Below are 15,513 nucleotides of genomic sequence, written 5' to 3'. Positions count from 1 at the left end.
CGTCACCGCACCTTCGGGAAGCCGAGGTCGACCTCGGACGTGGCCGGGTCCGGCCAGCGGGAGGTGACGACCTTGCTGCGTGTGTAGAACTGGATGCCTTCGGGGCCGTACATGTGCAGGTCGCCGAAGAGCGAGGACTTCCAGCCGCCGAAGCTGTAGTAGGCGACCGGGACCGGCACCGGGACGTTCACGCCGACCATGCCGCAGACCACGTCGTACTGGAACCGCCGCGCGGCGCCGCCGTCCCGGGTGAAGATCGCGGTGCCGTTGCCGTACTCGTTGTCGTTGACGAGCTGGACCGCCTCGTCGTAGGAGTCCGCGCGCACGACCGACAGCACCGGGCCGAAGATCTCGTCGCGGTACAGCGGCGAGTCCGGGGTGACCTTGTCCACCAGCGACGCGCCGAGGAAGAAGCCGGGGCCGGAGCTGACCGGCGCCTCCCGCCCGTCGACGACCACCTCGGCCGAGCCCGGCTCGGCCAGGTAGCCGGCCACGCGGTCGCGGTGCTCGCGGGTGATGAGCGGGCCCATCTCCGCGGCCGGGTCGGTGGCCGGGCCGACCGCGATCCGGCCGATCCGCTCGCCGATCGCGGCCACGAGCGGGTCGGCGACGGCGCCGACCGCGACGACGACGGAGACGGCCATGCACCGCTCCCCCGCCGAGCCGTAGCCGGCCGAGACGGCGGCGTCGGCGGCCGCGTCCACGTCGGCGTCCGGCAGGACCACCATGTGGTTCTTGGCCCCGCCGAGCGCCTGGACCCGCTTGCCGGCGCGGGTGCCGGCCTCGTAGACCGCCCGGGCGATCGGGGTCGAGCCGACGAAGCTCAGCGCCTGCACGTCGGGGTGCGCGATGAGCCGCTCGACGGCCTCCCGGTCGCCCTGCACGACGTTGAAGCAGCCGTCGGGCAGGCCGGCCTGGCGCAGCAGGTCGGCCAGCAGCAGGGAGGCGGACGGGTCCTTCTCGCTGGGCTTGAGGATGAACGTGTTGCCGCACACGAGCGCGTTGCAGAACATCCACATCGGCACCATCGCCGGGAAGTTGAACGGCGTGATGCCGGCCACGACGCCCAGCGGCTGGCGGATGGAGTACACGTCCACGCCGGAGCTGGCCTGCTCGCTGTAGCCGCCCTTGAGCAGGTGCGGGGCGCCGGTGGCGAACTCGATGTTCTCCAGGCCCCGGGCCAGCTCGCCGCCGGCGTCGGCGACGGTCTTGCCGTGCTCGGCGGAGACCAGCGCGGCGATCTCCTTGCGGTTGGCGTCGACGAGCTCGCGGAAGCGGAACATGACCTCGGCGCGGCGGGACAGCGAGGCCGCCCGCCAGGCCGGGAACGCGGCCAGGGCGCTCGCCACGGCGGTGTCGGTCTCGGCGGCGGTGGCGGCGACGACGTACGCCTGCTGCTCGCCGGTGGCCGGGTCCCAGACCGGCAGCTGCCGGCCGCTGGTGCCGGAGACGGCCTGTCCGTCGAGCCAGTGCTTGATCTCTCGCATATCGCAACCCCTACAGGAGATAGTCCGACAGCCCCCGGCGGAGGAACTGCCCGTGACCCTTGCGGCCGTGGTACGTGTCGCCGGAGACGATCACGCTCCCGCGGGAGATGACCGTGTCGACCTTGCCGGCGATCTCCACGCCCTCCCACGCCGAATGGTCCATGTTCATGTGGTGCGTCTCGACGCTGATGCGGGTGCGCGCCGAGGGGTCGTACAGCACGATGTCGGCGTCGGACCCGGGCGCGACGACGCCCTTGCGCGGGTACAGGCCGAACATGCGCGCCGGGGTCGTCGCGATCGTCTCGACCCAGCGGGCCAGCGACAGCTTGCCGTCGACGACCCCCTGGTACAGCAGGTCGACGCGGTGCTCGACGCTGCCGATACCGTTGGGGATCTTCGAGAAGTCACCGATGCCGAGCTCCTTCTGGTCCTTGAAGCAGAAGGGGCAGTGGTCGGTGGAGACCACGGAGAGGTCGTTGCTGCGCAGGCCCTTCCACAGGTCGGCGCGGTGGCTCTCGTGCTTGCTGCGCAGCGGGGTGGAGCAGACCCACTTCGCGCCCTCGAAGCCGGGGGCGCCGAGCTGGTCCTCCAGGGTGAGGTACAGGTACTGCGGGCAGGTCTCGGCGAACACGTTGCGGCCGAGGTCCCGGGCGGCGGCGACCTGCTCGAGGGCCTTGCTGGCCGAGAGGTGCACGATGTACAGCGGGCAGTCGGCGGCCACGCTGGCCAGCCAGATCGCGCGGCTGGTGGCCTCGGCCTCGAGCGCCTCCGGGCGGGTGAGCCCGTGGTGGATCGGGTCGGTCTCGCCGCGCTCCAGCGACTGCTTGACGAGCACGTCGATGGCCGGGCCGTTCTCGGCGTGCATCATGATCATGGCGCCGTTGTCCCGGGCCTTCTGCATGGCCCGCAGGATCTGCCCGTCGTCGCTGTAGAAGACCCCGGGGTAGGCCATGAAGAGCTTGAAGCTGGTGATCCCCTCGTCGGTGACCAGCTGGTCCATCGCCTTGAGCGACTCGTCGTCGACGCCGCCGAGTATCTGGTGGAAGGCGTAGTCGATGTGGCACTCGCCGGCCGCCTTGGCGTGCCACGCGGCGAGCCCGTCCTGGACGACCTCGCCGGTGCGCTGGACCGCGAAGTCGATGATGGTGGTGGTACCGCCGAACGCGGCCGCCCGCGTGCCGGTGTCGAACGTGTCGCTGGCGAAGGTGCCGCCGAACGGCAGCTCCATGTGCGTGTGCGCGTCGACGCCGCCCGGGATGACGTACTTCCCGGTCGCGTCGAGCACCTCGAAGTCGCCCTCGACCGGCCCGTCGCCCGGCATGAAGATCGCGGAGATCTTCTCGCCGATGACGAGCACGTCGGCCGGGATGGCGCCCTGCGGCCCGACCACCGTCCCGCCCTTGATCAACAATCCCGTCACGGCTGCACCAGCTCCCCGTAGGCGTCGGGCCGGCGGTCGCGGTAGAACTGCCAGCGGTCGCGGACGGCGGCGAGCAGGTCGAGGTCGAGGTCGCGGACGATGAGCTCGGGGTTGTGCGCGTCGCCGACCTCACCGACGAACTTGCCCTCGGGGTCGACGAAGTAGCTGGTGCCGTAGAAGTCGTTCTCGCCGAGGTCCTCGATGCCGGTGCGGTTGATCGCGCCGATGAAGTACTCGTTCGCGACGGCGCTGGCCGGCTGCTCCAGCTGCCATAGGTACGCACTCAGGCCGCGGCTGGTCGCCGACGGGTTGAACACGATCTGGGCGCCGTTGAGCCCGAGCGCGCGCCAGCCCTCGGGGAAGTGCCGGTCGTAGCAGATGTACACGCCGACCTTGCCCACGGCGGTGTCGAAGACGGGGTAGCCGAGGTTGCCGGGGCGGAAGTAGAACTTCTCCCAGAAGCCCTTCACCTGGGGGATGTGGTTCTTGCGGTACTTGCCCAGGTACCTGCCGTCGGCGTCGACGACGGCGGCGGTGTTGTACAGCACGCCGGGCTGCTCCTGCTCGTACATCGGCAGGATCATGACCATCCCGAGCTCGGCGGCGAGGGCCTGGAAGCGCTCGGTGGTCGGGCCGGGGATCGACTCGGCGTACTCGTAGTAGGCGGTGTCCTGCACCTGGCAGAAGTACGGGCCGTAGAACAGCTCCTGGAAGCAGACGACCTTGGCGCCCTGGGCGGCGGCCTGCCGTGCGTAGTCCTCGTGCGCCTTGATCATCGATTCCTTGTCACCCGTCCAGTTGGTCTGGACGAGGGCGGCGCGGATGATCGTCATGGCTGCCCCTCTCTGGTCGGTCCACAGTGGCCGGTGGCGGGGATGTCGTCCGGCGGCAGATGACCTTGTATCGGGTCGGATGCCGTAGGACACTAACGACACAAATCTAGGCGGACAATGGTCCGAGCGTTACAGAATGTTTCGGAGATGTAATTTGCTAGCGCTGATCACCGGAGCGGTGGACGACCGGTCGGCCCGGGGCATCGCGGCGGCCGTCAGCCGCCTCGTCACCGCGGGGACGCTGCCCGCGGGCACCCGCCTGCCCACCGTGCGTGACGTCGCCCGCGAGCTCGGGATCAGCCCGACCACGGTCAGCGAGGCGTGGCGCAGCCTGGCCCGCGCGGGCGCCATCCAGACCCGGGGCCGCTCGGGCACGTTCGTGTCCGGCCCCTCGGTGCCGCGCCAGCGCCTGCGGTACGCCCAGCTCGGCACCCGCGTCAGCGAGCTGCGCGGCGGCCTGCTGCGCGACTACTCGACCGGCGTGCCGGACTACGACCTGCTGCCGAGCCTCACCGAGGCCCTCAAGCGCATCGGCGACGCCCGGCTGACCACCTCGTACCTCGACGGCGCCGTCCTGCCGGGCCTGGAGGAGGCGCTGCGCGGGCGCTGGCCGTACCCGCCCGAGCAGATCACCGTCGTCGACGGCGCCATGGACGCGCTCGACCGCATCGCCGGCGTCGTGGTCCGCTTCGGCGACCACGTGCTCGTCGAGGACCCGGCCTTCCCGCCGACCCTCGACCTGCTGGAGACGGTCGGCGCCACCGTCGTCGGGGTCGGCCTCGACGAGCACGGCCTGCGCCCCGACGCGCTCACCGCCGCCCTGGCCGGCTGCGAACCGGTCGCGCTGTTCCTGCAGCCGCGCGCGCACAACCCGACCGGCGCCAGCATGACCCAGGCCCGCGCCGACAAGCTCGCCCGCATCCTGGCCCGCCACCCCGGCGTCACCGTGATCGAGGACGACCACGCCGGCGCGATCGCGACCGCGCCGCCGGTGAGCCTGGGCCGCCGCCTGCCCGACCGCACCGTGCACGTCGTCAGCTTCTCCAAGAGCCACGGCCCCGACCTGCGCCTGGCCGCGATCGGCGGCCCCGCGTCGGTCGTCACCGCCGTCACCGACCGGCGGCTGCTCGGCCCCGGCTGGTCGTCGCGGCTCCTGCAGGCCGTCCTGGTCGAGCTGCTCACCGACCCGGCGACGGTACGTCAGGTCGCCCACGCCCGCGACGAGTACGCCCGCCGCCGCACCGCCCTGCTCGACGCCCTCGACGAGCGCGGGGTCGCGGCCACCGGCGCGGACGGGATAAACGTCTGGATGGCGGTCGCGAACCAGCAGGTCGCGCTGCTCACCCTGGCCGCGCACGGGATCGCGGTGGCGCCCGGGGCCCCGTTCGAGGTGAGCCACCAGGACAGCGACCACGTGCGCATCACCGCCGGCCTGATCCGCGACGACTTCCCCGCCCTGGCCGACGTCCTCGCCGAGGCGGCCGGCGGCGAGGTGCGCGGCAGCGGCCCGCGCGCGGCGAGCCACCCCCGCGGCTGGCGGTGACACTCACGACAGTTTGGCCCCCATCCCTGGCGCCGGCGGCCGTTTCTGGATGATGGTCTACCGGGGGCGCCGCGGCGAAAGGGACGAACTGTGCGATACGTGGCGATCGGCGACAGCTTCACCGAGGGCATGGGCGACGAGCGCGCGGACGGCCGCCCGCGGGGCTGGGCGGACCTGGTCGCGGCCGGGATCGCGGAGGCGACCGGCGAGACGGTCCAGTACGCGAACCTCGCCATCCGCGGCCGCCTGCTCGGCCCGATCCTGGACGAGCAGCTCGACGTGGCCCTGAGCCTGGACCCGACCCCGACGATGCTGTCGCTCAACGGCGGCGGCAACGACATGATGCGCCGCGGCACGGACATGGACCACCTGCTGGCGCTGACCGAGACGGCGGTACGCCGCACTTCGGACGCGGGCGTGAAAATGCTCCTGCTCAGCGGCGCCGACCCGTCGGAGCACCTACCGTTCGGCAAGGTCATCCGCCGCAAGGGCGAGATCCTGTCCGCGGCCGTCCAGGAGCTGACGAACCGCTACGACGCCCTCTTCGTCAACATCTTCGGCGACGAGGAGATCCGCAAGGCCCCGTACTGGTCCGCGGACCGCCTGCACCTCAACGCGGCCGGCCACCGGCGGGTGGCGAGCCTGGTGCTGACGGCCCTGGGCCACCCGACGACGGCGGAGCGCATCGACCCGGGCCCGGCCCCGACGCGCGGCCTGCTGGCCGAGGCGAAGTACTACCGCGAACACGTCCTGCCGTGGGTGACCCGCCGTCTGAGAGGCCGCTCCTCGGGCGACGGCCGGGTGGCAAAACACCCGAGCTGGGTGCTGATTTCCTAGTTCGCTGCGGGCCCGGCCGCCGCGGTACACGTCCGCCGCCGCCGCGATACGCAGCATGCGCCTCCGCAACTCGGGCCGCACCAGGCGCCCGTGCGTCCCGGGGGGGGACGAGCCGGGCCTGCGGATCGCCCTTGGGCAGCAGCTCAGAGTACGAGCGCGGCCGTCTGCTCGGCGATCGCGTGCTCCTCGTCCGTCGGTACCACGCACACCGCGACCCGCGCACCGTCGGGGCTGATGACGCGCTCGTTCGCCTCGTTGCGCGCCGCGTCGACGGTGACGCCCCACGGCTCCAGGCCGCTCAGCGACGCCGCCCGCACGGCCGGGGCGTTCTCGCCCACGCCCGCCGTGAACACGATCGCGTCGAGGCGGCCCAGCACGGCGTGGAAGGCGCCGATGTACTTGCGGATGCGGTGGCAGTACACGTCGAAGGCCAGCGCCGCCGCCTCGTCGCCGGACGCCCGGTGCTCCAGCACGGTGCGCATGTCGTTCACGCCGGCCAGGCCCAGCAGGCCCGCGTGGCGCTGCAGGGTGTCGTCGACGGCGGCGAAGTCCATCCCGGCCACGCGGTGCAGGTAGGCGGGGACGGCCGGGTCCAGGTCACCCGAGCGGGTGCCCATGACCAGGCCCTCCAGCGGGGTCAGGCCCATCGACGTGTCGACGCTGCGCCCGCCCCGCACGGCGGTGGCGCTGGCGCCGTTGCCCAGGTGCAGGACGACCAGGTTGAGGTCGTCCAGGGGGCGGCCCAGCAGGTCGGCGGCGCGCGCGGACACATAGGCGCACGAGGTGCCGTGAAAGCCGAAACGCCGGATGTCGTACCGTGCGGCAAGTTCGCGATCGATCGCGTACGTGGCCGCGGCAGGCGGGATCGTCGCGTGGAACGCGGTGTCGAACACGGCCACGTGCGGCACCGCCGGGAGCTTCGCGCGGGCCGCCTCGATGCCGGTGATGCCGCCGGGGTTGTGCAGCGGGGCCAGCGGTACCAGCTCGCGCACGGCGTCCAGCACCGCGTCGTCGACGACCACGGGCGCGTGGAAGCGCGACCCGCCGTGCACGATCCGGTGCCCGACGGCCTCGATCGCGGCGGCGTCGACGCCGTCGAGCACCTCCTCGAGCGCGGCCGCGTGGTCGGGTACGCCGCCCGGCTCGCCGATCTTCTCGACCAGGCCCCGTTCCCCCGCCGCCGGGTCGGCGAGATCCACGACACGAAACTTCACCGACGAGGAGCCGCTGTTGAGCACGAGGATCATGCCAGGCAGACTATCGCCGTGGCCCGCATCGTGTACCTCGTCGAGCACGGACCCGACTCCGGCAAGTCGGCCGTGGCCCTCGGACTGGCCGAACTGCTGTCGCGCAAGGTGCCGCGGATCGGTGTTTTCCGGCCCGTCGCCCCCGCGTCGGAGGACGTTCTGCTGGAGTTGCTGCGCTCGCGGTACACGATCGGGGACGGCCGCCTCTACGGCGTGACGTATCCGGAGGCGGCGGCGATGCTCGCGGCCGGGCGCGCCGAGGAGCTCGTCGGGCAGGTCGTCGAGCACTTCCGCCCGGTCTCGCAGCAGCACGAGGCGGTCGTGGTCATCGGTACCGACATCGACGACGACCTCGCATTCAACGCCCGCCTGGCCAACGAGTTCGGCGCGGTCGTGGTGTCGGTCGTCAACGGCAGCGGGGCCGACGAGTCCACATTGGACTCGATGGCCCGCCAGGCCTACCACGCGCTGGCCGACCTCGACGCGACGGTCGCCGCCGTGGTGCTGAACAAGACCGTTTCGGCGGTACCCGCGCCGAAGCTCCCGGTGCCCTGCTTCGTCATCCCGGACGTGCCGACCGTCGGCGCGCCGACGGTGGCCGAGGTCGCCGCCCAGCTCGGCGCGAGCGTGGTGACCGCCGGCGGCGACCGGGACGCGGCGCTCGGGCGCGACGTGCTCGACTACGTCGTGGGGGCGGCGCAGGTGCCGGCGGTACTGGGCCATCTCACCCCCGACTGCCTGCTCATCACGCCCGGGGACCGGGCTGACCTGCTCGTGGCCGCGGGCGCCGCGCACGCGTCGGGCCTGGTGCCGCTGGCCGGGATCGTGCTCACCCTCGGCATCGCGCCCGACCCCGCCGCGCTGAGCCTCTTCGAGCGGCTCAACCCCGGGCTCGCGGTGCTGTCGGTACCGTCGGGAAGCTACGACACCATCGCGTCGTCCACGCGCATGGAGCACCGGCTCAGCGCGGCCAACCCGCGCAAGGTCGAGGCCGCCCTGGGCGCGTTCGAGTCCAATGTGGACACGGAGGCGCTCGCGGACGTGCTGGAGCTGACCGCCTCGGCGCGGGTGACGCCGCTGATGTTCGAGTACGACCTCATCGACCGCGCCCGGGCGGACCGGCGGCGCCTCGTGCTGCCCGAAGGTACCGAGGAAAGAATCCTGCGCGCCGCGGACATCCTGCTGCGCCGGGGGGTCGCCGACCTGACCCTGCTCGGCGATCCCGCGGCGATCCGGGCCAAGGCGCGGGACCTGAGCCTCGACCTCGGCGCCGCGGAGCTCGTCGACCCGGTCACCAGCCCGCTGCGGGAGGAGTTCGCGGCGACCTACCGCGACCTGCGGGCGCACAAGGGCGTCACGTTCGACCTCGCGCGCGACGTGGTGGCCGACGTGTCGTACTTCGGGACCCTCATGGTGCAGCTCGGCCACGCCGACGGCATGGTCTCGGGCGCGACCCACACCACCGCGGCCACGATCCGCCCGGCCTTCGAGATCATCAAGACGGTGCCGGGGCTGAGCGTCGCCTCCAGCGTGTTCTTCATGCTGCTGCCCGACCGCGTCCTGGTGTACGGCGACTGCGCGGTGAACCCCGACCCCGACGCCGAGCAGCTGGCCGACATCGCGCTCTCCTCGGCCGGCACCGCCGCGCGCTTCGGGGTGACCCCGCGCGTGGCGATGTTGTCGTACTCCACCGGCACCTCCGGCTCCGGCGCCGACGTCACAAAGGTCGCCGAGGCCACGGCCATCGTCCGCGCCCGGCGCCCGGACCTGCCGGTCGAGGGCCCGATCCAGTACGACGCGGCGATCGACCCCGCGGTGGCCGCGACCAAGCTGCCCGGGAGCCCGGTGGCCGGCCAGGCGACGGTGTTCGTGTTCCCGGACCTGAACACGGGCAACAACACGTACAAGGCGGTCCAGCGCTCGGCGGGCGCGGTGGCCGTGGGCCCGGTGATGCAGGGCCTGCGCAAGCCGGTCAACGACCTGTCCCGGGGCGCGACGGTGAAGGACATCGTGAACACCGTCGCCATCACCGCGATCCAGGCGCAGGCCACTTCTTAGTTTTTTGTCATACCGGTGGGGCACGATGGGGGGATGATTGCGAGAGTCTCGTCAGTCGTGTTCGACGCCTCGGACCCGCATGCCCTCGCGCGGTTCTATTCGGAGCTGCTCGACCTGCCGGTCACGAAGGTCGAAGGCGACTGGATCGACATCGGCGACGGCGGCAGCCGGATCAGCTTCCAGCACGCGCCGAACTACATCCCGCCGCAGTGGCCGGACCCGAACTACCCGCAGCAGCTCCACCTGGACATCTGGGTCGACGACATCGATGCCGCGGAGTCCAAGGTCCTGCGCATGGGCGCGCAGCTGCTCTCGGCGAAGGAGGCGGGCTTCCGGGTGTACAGCGACCCGGCCGGCCACCCCTTCTGCCTGGAGTACAGCTGAGCCGCCCTACGGATCGGCGGTGGCCTTGGCCGGGCAGCCGTTCTTCTGCTGCCACGCCTCCAGCTCGGTGACCGGGGACTTCTCCTTGCCCGCCTTCCACGCGTCCAGGTAGGACCAGGGCCAGATCACCCCGCGGCGGGTCCACCAGTCGCCGGTCTTCGCGCACGCCGGGGAGAGCCCGAAGTGGATGTGACAGGCGCTGGCGTCGCCGGTCCGCCCGACCTTGGCCACCGGCTGCCCGGCCTGGACCACCGTGCCCGCCGCGATGCCGTCGTCGATGACCGAGAAGTGCGACATGTAGTACCGCGCGCCGTCGTTACCCAGGATCGACACCGACAGTCCGCCGCGCGAGGAGCCCTCGTTGACCTTGGCCGTCCAGGTGTCGACCTTGGTCACCTCCAGCACGGTCCCGTCGACCGGGGAGAGCGCGTTGAGGCCGCAGTTGGCGATGATGTCGGTGGCCGGGTAGTCGTGGTGGTCGTGCGAGTAGGAGCCCTTGCCCTGCAGGGGGAAGGCGTGCTTCGTGGTGCCCGTGGGGGCGGCACCGGCACCTTCGGAGGCCAGCCCGGCGCTACCGGGCGCACCGGAGGCGGCCGCGCTGGACACCTGACGACCGGGCGACTCCGCGGCGGCGGGGGCCTGACCCGCGGGGGCCGGATCGCCACCGCAGGCGGCCGCACCGAGGGCGACGACCAGCAGGGCGGCGCCGGCGAGACTCAGGCGAAGGGCAGACATCGCCCGCCACCCTACGCGCCGGCGGCAAGCGACCCCAAGCCACCGCCCGGCCACGGATCGGGACCCGTTCGACGGTAGCCCTCGACCACCGGTGCGGACCTCTCACCAATTCCGGCGCCGCCGCCCGGCGAGCACTCCCTCTCCGTCCAGCCTCTCACCAATCCCGGCCCCTCGGCCCGGCCAGCGCCCTCTCCGTTCAGCTCTTCGCCGATTCCTGCTACCTCGGCCCGGCCGGCACTCCCTCTCCGTTCAGCTCTTCGCCAATTCCGGCTACCTCGGCGCGGCCGGCACTCCCTCTCCGTTCAGCCCTTCACCGACGCCGGCCCCTCCACGTTCGGCCCCTCACCGCTTCCGGCCGCCGCTGCCCGCCACGAATCCCGCCCGTTCGACGGCGGCGCCCTCCCCCTTCGACCTCTCGCCGATTCGGGCTCCGACCAAGTCGACTTCGGCCGGCAGCCGACGATATGTCGGGCGCTGGCGCGCCGCGACATATCGGATTTATCGGTTATGCCCAGTTCGCCGGGACCAAGCCGGCGGTCAGTAGCGAGCGGCGTACGCCGTCGGGGGCTCCCCGAACATGCCCGTGAAGTCGCGGGTCAGGTGGGCCTGGTCGGCGAAGCCCAGGTCGGCGGCGAGCGCGGCCCAGTCGATCGGCGCCCGGGCCGCCATCCGCTCGGTCACCTCGTGCAGTCGGAAGCGGCGCAGCACCCACTTCGGGCTCACCCCCACGTGCTCGGCGAACAGGCGCTGCAGGTGGCGCTCGCTGACCCCGAAACGGGCGGTCAGCTGGTCGACCCGGCGCAGCTCGGGCGACCCGGCGATCTCGTCCACCCATAGGGCCACCTCGTCCCCGACCGGGTCCGGCTCCGGCCGATGAGCGGCCAGGAAGCCGTCCAGGGCCGCCACAACGGCCTCAGCCGGATCAACGGCATCGAGGGCCGCCAGGACCAGGGCCGGAACGTGCGGAAAGACGGCGTCGGCGGCCAGCGACCGATCCGTGAGGGATTCAACCGGGCCACCCAGGAACCGGCGGAACACGCCCGGACGAAAGGCCACCCCCACGACCGCCGCCCGGCCCGACAGAACCCTCCGCACCCGCCCCCGGCACACGCCCCGGACCATCGCCGGCCCGTCGGTCGAGAAGGTCAGCTGGACGTTGGGGTACGGGACGATCAGCTGGGCGTAGTCGGGCTGGCCGCGCAGGTCCCAGCGGGCCCACCAGTAGCGGGCGACCAGACAGGACAGCCCCGGGGCGGGGGCCGCGAAGCCGTGGGACTGGAAGTCCGACCAGGCCCCGGCCAGCTCCCGGCGGTCACGCATGCCCTGAATCCTGCCACGCCCCAAAGAAGGAACCTCGACCCCATTATACGTAAATGTCGGATTTGTCGGTAGGGACGGGCTTTACTGGACCAGTCAACGAGAACGACGCGGGCCCGCCGAGGTGTGCGTGCACAACGGGGGACGGCGGAGGCCGCGGAGCAGCGGGTCCGGGTGGCAACGACGCCAACCCGGACCCGTTTCTGTTTGGTGTGGTGGCGGGGGCGTTGCGTACAGTTCCCGTCGTGACCCCGCACGACCCCCTTGACGACCTCGGCCCCGGCATCGACCCCGAGCGGCTGGCCATCTGCCTCGCCGTGTTCGAGGAGCTGCAGGAGCTACCGCCCGAGCACCCCGACGTGCTGCGCGTACGCCGGGCCACCTCGCACCTGTACAAGCACGTCAAGCGCCAGCGGCGCAGTGAGCGGCGCGCCGCCGTCACCGAGGCCGACCGGGCGGTGACCTCGGCGACCGCGACCGGCGCGCCCGGGCGCATCGACGACGAGACGCAGGGCATCGCGCTGGTGTCCCCGACCGTCGGGGCGCTCGCGGGGCAGCTCAAGCGGGCGCGCTCGTGCTACACGTGCAAGACGCGGTACGTCGACGTCGACGCCTTCTACCACCAGCTCTGCCCGCCCTGCGCCAAGCTCAACCGGGAGCGGCGCGACCAGCGCACGGACCTGAGCGGGCGCCGGGCGCTGCTCACCGGCGGCCGGGCCAAGATCGGCATGTACATCGCGCTGCGGCTCCTGCGCGACGGCGCCCACACCACGATCACCACGCGGTTCCCCAACGACGCCGTGCGCCGCTTCGCGGCCATGCCCGACAGCGCGGAGTGGCTGCACCGGCTGCGGATCGTCGGCATCGACCTGCGCGACCCGGCCCAGGTGGCGGCGCTCGCCGACGACGTGGCCGCCCAGGGGCCGCTCGACATCCTCATCAACAACGCGGCGCAGACGGTCAAGCGGACCGCCGGCTCCTACTCGCACCTCGTCGCGGCCGAGTCCGCGCCGGTGATGCTCGACGGGCCCATGCCCGACGTGCTGACGTTCCACAAGACGGACAACGAGCTGGTGCTGGAGTCCGCGCGGACCCCGACCCTGATCCCGCCGCACGCGCTGACCGCGCTCGCGCTGACCAGCCGGAACACGACCCCGGAGAAGATCGCGGCGCTCACCGCGATCGACGCGGGCGGGCTGGTGCCCGACCTGGCCGCGAGCAACAGCTGGGTGCAGACCGTCGAGGAGGTCGACCCGCTCGAGCTGCTCGAGGTGCAGCTGTGCAACGTCACGGCGCCGTTCATCCTGGTGTCGCGGCTGCGCCCGGCGCTCAAGGCGGCGGCCGCGCGGCGCAAGTACGTCGTGAACGTCTCGGCCATGGAGGGGCAGTTCAGCCGGCGGTACAAGGGGCCGGGGCACCCGCACACCAACATGGCCAAGGCGGCGCTGAACATGCTGACGCGCACCAGCGCCGAGGAGATGCTCGACGACGGCATCCTCATGACCGCCGTCGACACCGGCTGGATCACCGACGAGCGGCCGCACCCGCAGAAGATGCGGCTGCACGAGGAGGGCTTCCACGCCCCGCTGGACCTCGCCGACGGCGCCGCCCGGGTCTACGACCCGATCGTGCGCGGCGAGCGCGGCGAGGACCTGTACGGCTGCTTCCTGAAGGACTTCGAGCCCTCGAGCTGGTGACTAGCGCAACTGGTACAACAGCATGAACTTGCCGACCTGGACCTCGTCGCCGTCGTTCAGGTTGGCGCTCTTCACCCGCTCGCCGTTGACGTAGGTGCCGTTCAGGCTGCCCATGTCGAGCATCGAGTAGCCGAACCCGCCGGTGTTGCGGTGGAACTCGACGTGCTTGCGCGACACCGTGTTGTCGTCGAGCACGATCTGGTTCGCCGAGTCTCGGCCGCAGCGCACGACGTCGCCGTCGAGGGAGAACTCGGCCCCGGCCTCGGCGCCCTTGCGGATCAGCAGCGTGGCGCGGCCCGAGGGCAGCTTCTCCATGTGCGCCGTCAGGTCCAGCGGCTGGGTCGGGCCCTCGGGCGCCTGGACCGCGGCCGCGTTGAGCAGCTCCTCGGTCGTCAGGATCGGCACGCCCCAGTGCCGGGCCAGCGCGATCGCCTCCAGCGGCGCCGCCGGCACCCGGATGCCGGGCCCCAGCACGAGCTGGAACGGGCCGTGCGCGGCGACCACCTCGACCGCCCGCAGCGGCGCGTTCAACGCGGTCAGCGCGCGCTGGAACAGCTCGGCGCTGATCGGTTCGTCCATGCTGCGCGGACCGCCCTCGACGGGCAGTTGCAGGTGCCGGCCCGTGGGTTCGTCCTTGAGCAGGACCACGGGACGGCTCTGCCAGGTCTGCGCACGCACACCCACCACGACGAGCTCTCGCATGCCCCGCCTCCCGAGTCCGTAGCAACGGCTGTCAACCCCTGTGCGCCTAACGGTACCGTGTCGGGCGATCGACCCCCTGGGCCGGTCAGGTGGAGGTCTATCGTCAGATCTGTCCGATCTGCCGCATCAGCCGGTCTACCTCGGCTTCCCAGTCGACGGGTTCGCCCCGGTCGTGGCGGCTGCGGACGGCCCCGTCGAGCACGAGCTCCACGAAGTCCGCGCCGGTCGTGAAGCCGACAGCAACCTCGGTGGCGATCTGCTGGTACTGCGGCGCCACCCAGAAATCGAACACCTGCGACACGTCGGCGGAGTTCCAGTCCGACGGCACCGGCGCGGAGGCAAGGCCTGCGTCTTTGAACCGGAACCCGAGCGCGCGCAGCGCCTCGAGGGCCGCGGCCTCGGCCGGGAGCGGGTGCACGGCGACGAAGTCCAGGTCGCCCGGGTCGTGGGCGAAGGCGACCTCGAGCTCGGTGCGCACCCCGACGGCCAGGCCGGGAACCCGCTCCCCGAACACATGAGTGATCGGTGTGCCGAGCGGAACGGCGATTTGCAGCGGTACCGCCCGAGCCTCCCCCGCCTTCAACCGGAACTCGCCGGCCAGCTCGTGGCGGCCGAGCTCCCGGGTGGCGGAGCCGTCCCGGGTCAGCACGGTCAGGACGATCCGCTCGATCTCGACGTCGCGCTCGCCGCCGGTGAGGTGTACTGCACCGCGGAGTGACTCCCCCGGGCGGGTCTCAGGATCATCGAGTACCGTATCGACGGCCGGACCGCCCACGCCCAGGGCAGCGCGGCGCAGGCTCCGGAACACCATGGCGGGCACACTAGCACGCGGCACTGTAGGGTTGGATCGTGTCAAAGCTCCTGCGGATCGGGGAACTCGCCAACCAGGCCGGCGTGTCGACGCGCACCGTCGACTTCTACACCGGACTGGGCCTGATCGAGTCGGCCGAGCGGACGGCCGGCAACTTCCGGCTGTACGACGCGTCCTGCATCGAACGGATCGCGGCGATCAAGGCTCTGGAGGCCAACGGCGTGAGCCTGGCCGACATGGCCGGCGCGCTCGAGCGCGGCGCGGGCGACCTGACCGGGCAGCTCAGCCAGGTGCAGGGCGACATCGACCTGCTGCGCGAGGCCGCCGTGCACGCCGGGCCGGCCGCGCACCAGCTCCTGCTCGCGCTCACGGCGCGGCTGCAGTCGCTGGTGCACACGGCGATCGAGCTGACCCAGAACCTGCCGCCACTCGGCGGCTGAGC

At 72.0% G+C, this 15,513-nt stretch carries 14 protein-coding genes; 6 read left to right on the top strand and 8 right to left on the bottom strand.

What is annotated here, in order from left to right:
* Positions 1-2 precede the first annotated feature (2 nt).
* Genes ACPPVO_RS13030 through ACPPVO_RS13020 form a run of 3 tightly spaced genes read right to left on the bottom strand, consistent with a single transcriptional unit; the run spans position 3 to position 3,740 of the window.
* A complete protein-coding gene (locus ACPPVO_RS13030; RefSeq protein ID WP_426511456.1) occupies positions 3-1,487 on the bottom strand; it encodes a CoA-acylating methylmalonate-semialdehyde dehydrogenase in 1,485 nt (494 codons plus the stop codon).
* 10 nt (positions 1,488-1,497) lie between these two features.
* Positions 1,498-2,907: a dihydropyrimidinase gene (hydA, locus tag ACPPVO_RS13025; RefSeq protein WP_426511455.1), complete on the bottom strand. Its 1,410-nt coding sequence runs from the start codon at positions 2,905-2,907 to the stop codon at positions 1,498-1,500.
* On the bottom strand, positions 2,904-3,740 hold the full coding sequence (locus ACPPVO_RS13020) for a nitrilase-related carbon-nitrogen hydrolase (protein ID WP_426511454.1): 837 nt from the start codon (positions 3,738-3,740) through the stop codon (positions 2,904-2,906). The genes hydA and ACPPVO_RS13020 overlap by 4 nt, the downstream gene beginning before the upstream one ends.
* A 178-nt stretch (positions 3,741-3,918) precedes the next feature.
* Here ACPPVO_RS13020 and ACPPVO_RS13015 point away from each other — a divergent pair, with 178 nt between their 5' ends.
* Together ACPPVO_RS13015 and ACPPVO_RS13010 are read left to right on the top strand one after the other, a co-directional pair.
* Positions 3,919-5,283, top strand: a complete 1,365-nt coding sequence (locus ACPPVO_RS13015) for a PLP-dependent aminotransferase family protein (protein ID WP_426511453.1) — start codon at positions 3,919-3,921, stop codon at positions 5,281-5,283.
* A 90-nt stretch (positions 5,284-5,373) separates the two neighbouring features.
* A complete protein-coding gene (locus tag ACPPVO_RS13010; protein WP_426511452.1) occupies positions 5,374-6,120 on the top strand; it encodes an SGNH/GDSL hydrolase family protein in 747 nt (248 codons plus the stop codon).
* Positions 6,121-6,263: 143 nt separating this feature from the next.
* On the opposite strand, the gene ACPPVO_RS13005 is transcribed toward ACPPVO_RS13010, so the two are convergent.
* Positions 6,264-7,367, bottom strand: coding sequence for an acetate/propionate family kinase (locus tag ACPPVO_RS13005; RefSeq protein ID WP_426511451.1), 1,104 nt, complete (start codon positions 7,365-7,367; stop codon positions 6,264-6,266).
* Between the two features lie 18 nt (positions 7,368-7,385).
* Here ACPPVO_RS13005 and pta point away from each other — a divergent pair, with 18 nt between their 5' ends.
* Positions 7,386-9,425 (top strand): phosphate acetyltransferase, encoded by a 2,040-nt coding sequence (pta, locus tag ACPPVO_RS13000; protein ID WP_426511450.1) that lies wholly within the window; start codon positions 7,386-7,388, stop codon positions 9,423-9,425.
* Between the two features lie 33 nt (positions 9,426-9,458).
* Positions 9,459-9,809: a VOC family protein gene (locus ACPPVO_RS12995; RefSeq protein ID WP_426511449.1), complete on the top strand. Its 351-nt coding sequence runs from the start codon at positions 9,459-9,461 to the stop codon at positions 9,807-9,809.
* 6 nt (positions 9,810-9,815) lie between these two features.
* On the opposite strand, the gene ACPPVO_RS12990 is transcribed toward ACPPVO_RS12995, so the two are convergent.
* Together ACPPVO_RS12990 and ACPPVO_RS12985 are read right to left on the bottom strand one after the other, a co-directional pair.
* Entirely contained in the window at positions 9,816-10,544 is a 729-nt protein-coding gene (locus ACPPVO_RS12990; RefSeq protein ID WP_426511448.1) for a M23 family metallopeptidase, read from the bottom strand.
* 537 nt (positions 10,545-11,081) lie between these two features.
* Positions 11,082-11,864, bottom strand: a complete 783-nt coding sequence (locus ACPPVO_RS12985; RefSeq protein ID WP_426511447.1) for a helix-turn-helix domain-containing protein — start codon at positions 11,862-11,864, stop codon at positions 11,082-11,084.
* 242 nt (positions 11,865-12,106) lie between these two features.
* On the opposite strand from ACPPVO_RS12985, the gene ACPPVO_RS12980 reads away from it, so the two are divergent.
* On the top strand, positions 12,107-13,558 hold the full coding sequence (locus ACPPVO_RS12980; protein ID WP_426511445.1) for an SDR family NAD(P)-dependent oxidoreductase: 1,452 nt from the start codon (positions 12,107-12,109) through the stop codon (positions 13,556-13,558).
* Here ACPPVO_RS12980 and ACPPVO_RS12975 read toward each other — a convergent pair whose 3' ends face one another.
* A complete protein-coding gene (locus tag ACPPVO_RS12975) occupies positions 13,559-14,260 on the bottom strand; it encodes a bifunctional nuclease domain-containing protein (protein ID WP_426511444.1) in 702 nt (233 codons plus the stop codon). It lies immediately after the preceding gene.
* Positions 14,261-14,363: 103 nt separating this feature from the next.
* Positions 14,364-15,071: a sporulation protein gene (locus ACPPVO_RS12970; protein ID WP_426511443.1), complete on the bottom strand. Its 708-nt coding sequence runs from the start codon at positions 15,069-15,071 to the stop codon at positions 14,364-14,366.
* A 38-nt stretch (positions 15,072-15,109) separates the two neighbouring features.
* Between ACPPVO_RS12970 and ACPPVO_RS12965 the strand changes: the two genes are divergently transcribed.
* Positions 15,110-15,511: a MerR family transcriptional regulator gene (locus ACPPVO_RS12965; RefSeq protein WP_426511441.1), complete on the top strand. Its 402-nt coding sequence runs from the start codon at positions 15,110-15,112 to the stop codon at positions 15,509-15,511.
* Positions 15,512-15,513 lie beyond the last annotated feature (2 nt).

It is taken from the genome of Dactylosporangium sp. McL0621, from assembly GCF_049995355.1.
Taxonomy (GTDB): Bacteria; Actinomycetota; Actinomycetes; order Mycobacteriales; family Micromonosporaceae; genus Dactylosporangium.
Note: the sequence above shows the minus strand (reverse complement) of the source record. Positions and strands in the feature narration are given on the sequence as shown.

What these genes read in the sequence shown, in the direction of transcription:
- ACPPVO_RS12995 (WP_426511449.1), top strand. Translation starts at nt 9,459, where the DNA reads ATGATTGCGAGAGTCTCGTCAGTCGTGTTCGACGCCTCGGACCCGCAT.
- ACPPVO_RS12975 (WP_426511444.1), bottom strand. Translation starts at nt 14,260, where the DNA reads ATGCGAGAGCTCGTCGTGGTGGGTGTGCGTGCGCAGACCTGGCAGAGC.
- ACPPVO_RS13020 (WP_426511454.1), bottom strand. Translation starts at nt 3,740, where the DNA reads ATGACGATCATCCGCGCCGCCCTCGTCCAGACCAACTGGACGGGTGAC.
- ACPPVO_RS12970 (WP_426511443.1), bottom strand. Translation starts at nt 15,071, where the DNA reads ATGGTGTTCCGGAGCCTGCGCCGCGCTGCCCTGGGCGTGGGCGGTCCG.
- ACPPVO_RS12985 (WP_426511447.1), bottom strand. Translation starts at nt 11,864, where the DNA reads ATGCGTGACCGCCGGGAGCTGGCCGGGGCCTGGTCGGACTTCCAGTCC.
- ACPPVO_RS13030 (WP_426511456.1), bottom strand. Translation starts at nt 1,487, where the DNA reads ATGCGAGAGATCAAGCACTGGCTCGACGGACAGGCCGTCTCCGGCACC.
- ACPPVO_RS13005 (WP_426511451.1), bottom strand. Translation starts at nt 7,367, where the DNA reads ATGATCCTCGTGCTCAACAGCGGCTCCTCGTCGGTGAAGTTTCGTGTC.
- ACPPVO_RS12990 (WP_426511448.1), bottom strand. Translation starts at nt 10,544, where the DNA reads ATGTCTGCCCTTCGCCTGAGTCTCGCCGGCGCCGCCCTGCTGGTCGTC.